This is a genomic window from Aerosakkonema funiforme FACHB-1375 (genome assembly GCF_014696265.1).
Classification (GTDB): Bacteria; Cyanobacteriota; Cyanobacteriia; order Cyanobacteriales; family Aerosakkonemataceae; genus Aerosakkonema; species Aerosakkonema funiforme_A.
In genome coordinates this window covers 1-6,427 of sequence record NZ_JACJPW010000207.1, presented here as the reverse complement: position 1 = coordinate 6,427, position 6,427 = coordinate 1, and the positions used below count along the sequence as shown (strand labels likewise).

4 protein-coding genes and 2 pseudogenes are annotated in these 6,427 nt (G+C 42.2%); 3 read left to right on the top strand and 3 right to left on the bottom strand.

Annotated features, from left to right (window positions below; translation table 11 throughout):
• A partial coding sequence (locus H6G03_RS36530) for an FG-GAP repeat domain-containing protein (protein WP_190475741.1) occupies positions 1-1,033 on the bottom strand: 1,033 nt, incomplete at its 3' end.
• Between the two features lie 196 nt (positions 1,034-1,229).
• Here H6G03_RS36530 and H6G03_RS36525 point away from each other — a divergent pair.
• Entirely contained in the window at positions 1,230-2,627 is a 1,398-nt protein-coding gene (locus tag H6G03_RS36525; RefSeq protein WP_190475739.1) for an NB-ARC domain-containing protein, read from the top strand.
• A 386-nt stretch (positions 2,628-3,013) separates the two neighbouring features.
• On the opposite strand, the gene H6G03_RS36520 is transcribed toward H6G03_RS36525, so the two are convergent.
• On the bottom strand, positions 3,014-4,192 hold the full coding sequence (locus tag H6G03_RS36520) for a sulfate ABC transporter substrate-binding protein (RefSeq protein WP_190475738.1): 1,179 nt from the start codon (positions 4,190-4,192) through the stop codon (positions 3,014-3,016).
• A 437-nt stretch (positions 4,193-4,629) separates the two neighbouring features.
• Here H6G03_RS36520 and H6G03_RS38570 point away from each other — a divergent pair.
• Positions 4,630-4,761, top strand: a pseudogene (locus H6G03_RS38570) (RNA-guided endonuclease IscB); the annotation flags it as partial.
• A gap of 99 nt (positions 4,762-4,860) precedes the next feature.
• The gene (locus H6G03_RS36515) at positions 4,861-6,042 is read left to right on the top strand and encodes a glycosyltransferase family 4 protein (protein WP_190475736.1); all 1,182 of its coding nucleotides are present in this window, start codon (positions 4,861-4,863) and stop codon (positions 6,040-6,042) included.
• Between the two features lie 121 nt (positions 6,043-6,163).
• On the opposite strand, the pseudogene H6G03_RS36510 reads toward H6G03_RS36515, so the two are convergent.
• Positions 6,164-6,427 (bottom strand): annotated as a pseudogene (locus tag H6G03_RS36510) (photosystem II q(b) protein); the annotation flags it as partial.

The following is a 6,427-nucleotide window of genomic DNA, read 5'->3' as shown; positions in this document are numbered from 1 at the left end:
CGATTGCATCAGCTTTACCATCTCCCGTTACATCAGCAAACCAAGTTCCTTTCGTTCCCGTATAAACAATGTCTGTCCATTTTTCATTAGGTAAAAATCCCGTGCCATTGCCATTAGCACGCCTGACATAAACTCCATCATTATTAGAGACGATTGCATCAGCTTTACCATCTCCCGTTACATCGGCAAACCAGGTTCCTTTCGTTCCCGTATAAACAATGTCTGTCCATTTTTCATTAGGTAAAAATCCCGTGCCAGTGCCATTAGCACGCCTAACATAAACTCCATCGTCATTAGAGACGATTGCATCAGCTTTACCATCTCCCGTTACATCGGCAAACCAGGTTCCTTTCGTTCCCGTATAAACAATGTCTGTCCATTTTTCATTAGGTAAAAATTTGCTCCCATCAGAACGTCTGACATAAACACCATCGTCATTAGATACGATTGCATCAGCTAATATGCTATTCTGGGCTTGTTCAACAGAGATAACCTGATTATCAATGACAACAGTGCTGAAGTCATTCTCTGTCTGAATCCGTAGCAACTCTGGCTGACTCAGAGGAAAACCCAAAACAACGTCCTTAAATAACTCTCCCTCATCTCCACAAGTATCCCCACCCGGATTGAGCAAAGTATCAAACTTGTGTCCTAGTTCCTCAAGCAGAACCTCTTGAACTTTCAGACTGTCACGGCGCAGCAAGGAATCTGATAAATAGATGGTGTTTGTAGCTTGCGAAAAGGCTCCCTGCGCCCCATTCATAGCTACATCTTCGACAATTTGCAGATGGGGAATTTGATTAAAAATGCCGACTGCGGAATTTTTAATCAATATATGAGCCGCGTTTCGCTCGGTAATATCAAAGACTCGATCTAGTTTTTCTAAGGCAGTGGGCGAGGCGAAAAATTTTTGTAATTCAGTTTGAACACAAGTCAAGGCTATATTGAGTACATTTGAACTTACGGGTAAAATGTTTATTGGATTGTTATATTCCCAACTTTGTTGAGGTTCGGGAAAAAAGAAATTGGACATATTAATTTCGATTAATTTATCGATTTGATAATTTAGATATTATCATTGTTAGCTTTAATAGACAACTCAATATCGTATGCTTTAGCACCCAATTTTTCTAAGTATCCTGAAAAAATTTAGTAGGATTTGGTACAATTCGGTTGACAAAGTAGGATTTGGTAGGATATATTACACAAATATCTATCCGTATCTAGATATGAATAATATTGAAGATATATTACAGTGGGCTGATAACTTGATTTTTAATGACACTGGACAACATCTCACACCTATACAGGAAGCAATACTAACGGGCGCTTGGCAAAGAAAAAAATATCCTCAAATTGCTAAAGATTTTAATTGTAGCGAATCCCACATTAAAAAAGAAGCAGCTAAGTTATGGGAAAAGTTGGCTGAAGAATTAGGAGAAGATCTCAATAAATTTAATTTCCGTTCTAAGTTAGAGAAAAAACATAGAGTTTCTCAAGTTTCCAACTCAGGTGACTGTTTAGTACAAGAAATTGATATTAATATTTGTAATAAGTTTATCCAGAATATCAAAAGTCCGCAAACCCGATCGCACTCTCCCCCCGACTCCCCCCAAAGCCAAAATCCCTCACCGATCGTCGATTTAACAGACGCACCCGAACTAACTAACTTTTACGATCGCACTTCCGAACTATCTACCCTCAAAGAGTGGATTTCCGAAGCACGCACGCGCTTGATAACTATATACGGATTAAGTGGAATTGGCAAAAGTTCGATCGCACTCAAACTCATCGAAGAAATCCAAACCGAATTCGATTACATTATTTGGCGAAGTCTCAGTGACACTCCCACACTTTCAGTACTGCAAACCGAACTCAAACAATTTTTTTCGCGATCGCAACAAAACCCATTACCCGCAGTCATCGATTATTTGCGTTGCGATCGCTGTTTAGTCATCCTTGACGATGTGCAGAATATTTTTAAAAGCGGTCAATTAGCCGGACAATATTTAGCACAATATGAAGATTATAGCAAATTCTTTAAACAAATTGCCACATCGTGTCACCAAAGTTGTTTAATCCTCCTCAGTTGGGAAAAGCCGAGAGAAGTCGCTACGTTAGAAGCAGAAAACCGCTCCACGCGCACGTTACACCTGAAAGGGTTAGGAGAACAAGCAGAAGAAATTTTGAGAGAAAAAGGTTTAACAGATGAGCAGAACTGGTCAGAATTAATTAGACTCTATCAAGGTCATCCTTGCTGGTTAAATATCATAGCTTCAACAATACAGGATTTATTTAACGGTAGCGTATCTCTGTTTTTAGCAGAACAAAATGAGATATTTTTAGGTGACTTAGAACACATTTTAGAATCTCAGTTAGAGCGTTTATCCGAGTCAGAAAAAAAGGTGAGCTACTGGTTAGCCAGTCAAGCCGAATCTGTAGATATTTCACAACCAGGCGATCGCGAATTATCTAAATCGGAATTTTGGCAAATCATCCAATCATTAGGGCGACGCAGCTTAGTGGAAAAAGTGCAAATGGGAGCGCGATCGCACTTTCACATCAATCCTGTATTTAAAGCCTATATTCAATCCAAATCAAATCCTCTCGCCGAAAAACAGTTGTAATTGTAGGTTGGGTTGAGCAAAGCGAAACCCAACTATTTATATCTTCATAAGTTGGGTTTCGTCCCTCAACCCAACCTACAAGGTTAGCTGCTTATTCGAGTAATTGTAGGTTGGGTTGAGCAAAGCGAAACCCAACTATTTCTCTCCTCACAAGTTGGGTTTCGTCCCTCAACCCAATCTACAAGTTTAGCTAAATCTACAGCCCCAGTCCAGTAAAAGAGGTTGACAAAAGCAACATAATGTGGGCTTGGCTTTAGACCCCGGCAGGGCGAAGCATTTGGACAGAAAATTTTGGGTTTTGTGCAATAAATTGTCGCCCAAATGCTTCGCCCCTACATAACACATATTTCGTTGTTTTTGTCAATTTATTCTACTGGACTGGCTCTCTAAGACTTTTTGGTGTGAATTTTGTCAAAGATAGCGCCGTCATCGAAGAATTTATTCTGAATGTTACCCCAACCTCCTAAATCTTTAGCTGTAAAGAGCGTTTGCACTTGGGGAAATTTCTTTTCCACTTCTTTTGCTACCGTGGGATCGACGGGACGAAATCCTACCGCAGCAAACTCTCGCTGAGCTTCTGGGGTGTAGAGAAATTTCACAAATGCTTCTGCAATTTCGCGAGTGCCGTGTTTATCGACATTTTTATCCACAACAGCAATAGGATTGTCGATCGATATATTTACATCCGGTACGGTATACGGAAGTTTGTCGCCAAATTGTTCCGAGAGAATCATTTCGTTTTCATAGGTAATCAAGGCATCTCCCTTACCTTGTTTAAAGAACAGATCGCTGGCTGCACGCGCACTTGCGGGTAGCACAGGTGCATTTTTGTAAACTTTGGTAGTTAAGTCCAGCGCTGTATTATCATCCCCACCAGTTCTGGTGACAAAACCCCAAATAGCAAGAAAATTCCAGCGGGCTCCGCCAGAAGTTTTGGGGTCGGGAGTCATTACGTTTATGCCATTTTTTGCTAAGTCTGCCCAATTTTTAATATTTTTGGGGTTACCTTCGCGAGTAGCAATTACACCTACAGATTTGGTCACAATTCCATCTGATGGTGCTTCTGTTTCCCAACCCGGTTGAATTAAACCTGCCTTGACAATTTTATCGACATCAAGCGCGAGTGACAGGTGTACAACGTCTGCTTCCAAACCATTAATTACAGCAGTAGCTTGGGAACCGGAAGCACCATAGCTACCGTTGACGGTGACGTTTTGGTTGTGTTCTTTTTTCCACTGCGCTTCAAATTTGGGAATGATGCGATCGTAGGCAGCTTTGGTGACAGAGTAAGAAACTAAGGTGAGCTGAACGTTATTTTTGTTACCAGTAGCGTTGGCGGCTCCACCGGAATCAGAAATTTTGCCCCCACAGGATGCGATCGCAATGCTCAAGCTAGTTCCGATCAAAAATAAGAAAACAAAGCTTTTTACAGAACTGAAATTTGACCGATTTCCTACCTCGCGTCCCCATAGCTGTCGAACAGCCTGCAATGCTCTCACAAAATAAATCACGATTTGCTCGATCGAGTACCTCCCCACTTTGGGAGTATTTTGCCACTTGCTCATCACAATCCTCCGATAATCTACGATATCTTGAGCGAGATACCGGACTTTGTGGTTATTATAAGGCTTGGTTGCAACACTCGTTTCTCATCGTGCAAGAAGCTTTACAAATTCTTGTGGGGTAGGCATCCTGCCTGCCGTTGAGATTCTTTTGGAGGGGATGTCTATTCAATTCCGGGGCGTGTGGTAGTTTAAAGCGCTTCCACGATTCCTCAAAATTCGCGACTTTAATAATAAATAAAATTTATCAATTTAACAAAAAAGAGCATTTGAATCTATCATGAATAAACTTTAAAGTAAAACTTATAGCGATCGCTTTCGTCAGTTAAGGCGTTTTTAATCGCTGAAACCCTTGATTTTAGCCCCTAACTATACCCTTGGCATTCAACTCAAGCTGTGGCAAAACTCACTGCTTAGGTCACATTTGGTTAAATTTGGCTTACGTTGGTCGGGTAGCCACTCGTGCCACTGGCAGTTTCAATATCTCAACAGCCGATGGGCTGGTTCAAGGCATTAGCCATAAGTATTGCAAACACATTCACAAAAAGGATGGGTATTCCTATGCACAGTAATTTGGACATTTTAGGGGTATTGAACCCCATAAAATGTCCGCCGTTTCCTCCCACCACTGACCCTACGGGTACAGTGGGGGTCTCCACGGGGGAAGACAGATGAAAATTTTACTTTTAAGCGTCCACCCTCCACATGGGGGCGGATCGGCTCACTCCAGCCAAGAACTAGCCTGTGGATTACGCAGCCTTGGGCATGAAGTTCTGCACATTGCGCCCTACAAAACTGCAACTCATCTAGCGCAATATCCTGGATTGATGTGGATTCAGGCTGACTTTCCTGGGGATTTAAATATTAGCGCACAGGCGCAATTAGATATCGATCGCCAAGTGCAAGCAGCCTATCTAGAAAATGGCCCTTTCGACATAGTAATTCTCGGTCGCGAATCTTTTCTCTGGCACCTTGAAGCCGTCCGCTCGGTTCATCGCGATAAACCAGTCGTACTTATAGTTCGGGGTGCTTACATCAATAGTCTTGCTGGAAGCAATTCCATTGACATTGCGGTCAAAGAACAATTGCTTAACCTTTATCGAGGCTGCGACAAAATTGTTTGTATTGCTCGGCATCTTGCCACATCTATTAACCGAGTAGTTGGCGTCAACAACACAATTTTCTTACCAAACCCGATTCATCTTCCGCCTTTCAATCCTACTACTAATCTTCCCGCTTTCAACATAAACTCTAATTACGATCGAAGACAAAAAGAGCCGATCCGTTTGCTGATGGCAGCTCAACTCAAGGCAAGAAAAAAACCGTTAGATGCAGTAGAAATTGTCCGAATTTTGGTTAGCAATGGAGAAGATGTTCACCTAACTGTGTGTGGAGATGGCCCAGATAGAGGAGAAATGTTAAACCGCATCCACCGCTATGGACTGGAAAAACAAATAGTCCTCAAAGGTAGCGTCTCCCGGCAACAAGTACTCGATTGTTTGAATAATGTAGAAACGGTATTACTTTGCTCGGATAATGAAGGGCGACCCCGCGTGCTACAAGAAGCGATCGCAGCTGGTAAAGGAGTAGTCGCCTACGATAATCCCGGTTCCCGCGAAGTAGTCAATGAATGGTTGAATCAATGGCCTTTGGGTCATCTGGTTCCGATTGGAGATATTCTTGCTGCTAGCAGAGCAATTTCAGATTTAGCCGCATATTTTCGGTCAAAACCCGATCCTTTACCTCCCCCACAATTACCTAACCCGATTGAAGTGCTTTATCAGTATGAATCGATGCTTGAAGATTTAAAAGTGCGATCGACAAAACCGGAATTAGGCGCTATCCACCGTTAAAATTTTGTTTTTGGCATTTATTTAATATGCCAGTTAGTTAAATCCTAAATCAATCATATCTCCAAAACCAAAAAGCGCCCCCCTAAAAGGAGAGCGCTTTTTGTTTAGCTAAATCTCAAACTTAGCCATTGATAGCAGGAGCAGTCATAGCAATCGGAGCTTGTACACCAGCAGCCAAATCCAGAGGGAAGTTGTGAGCATTGCGCTCGTGCATCACTTCCATACCCAAATTAGCGCGGTTGATAATATCAGCCCAAGTTCCAATCACGCGACCTTGAGAATCCACAACCGATTGGTTAAAGTTGAAACCGTTGAGGTTGAAAGCCATCGTGCTTACACCTAAAGCGGTGAACCAAATACCAACCACCGGCCATGCACCCAAGAA

Coding starts and splice junctions, on each gene's coding strand:
- H6G03_RS36520 (WP_190475738.1), bottom strand. CDS start 4,192: ATGAGCAAGTGGCAAAATACTCCCAAAGTGGGGAGGTACTCGATCGAG.
- H6G03_RS36525 (WP_190475739.1), top strand. CDS start 1,230: ATGAATAATATTGAAGATATATTACAGTGGGCTGATAACTTGATTTTT.
- H6G03_RS36515 (WP_190475736.1), top strand. CDS start 4,861: ATGAAAATTTTACTTTTAAGCGTCCACCCTCCACATGGGGGCGGATCG.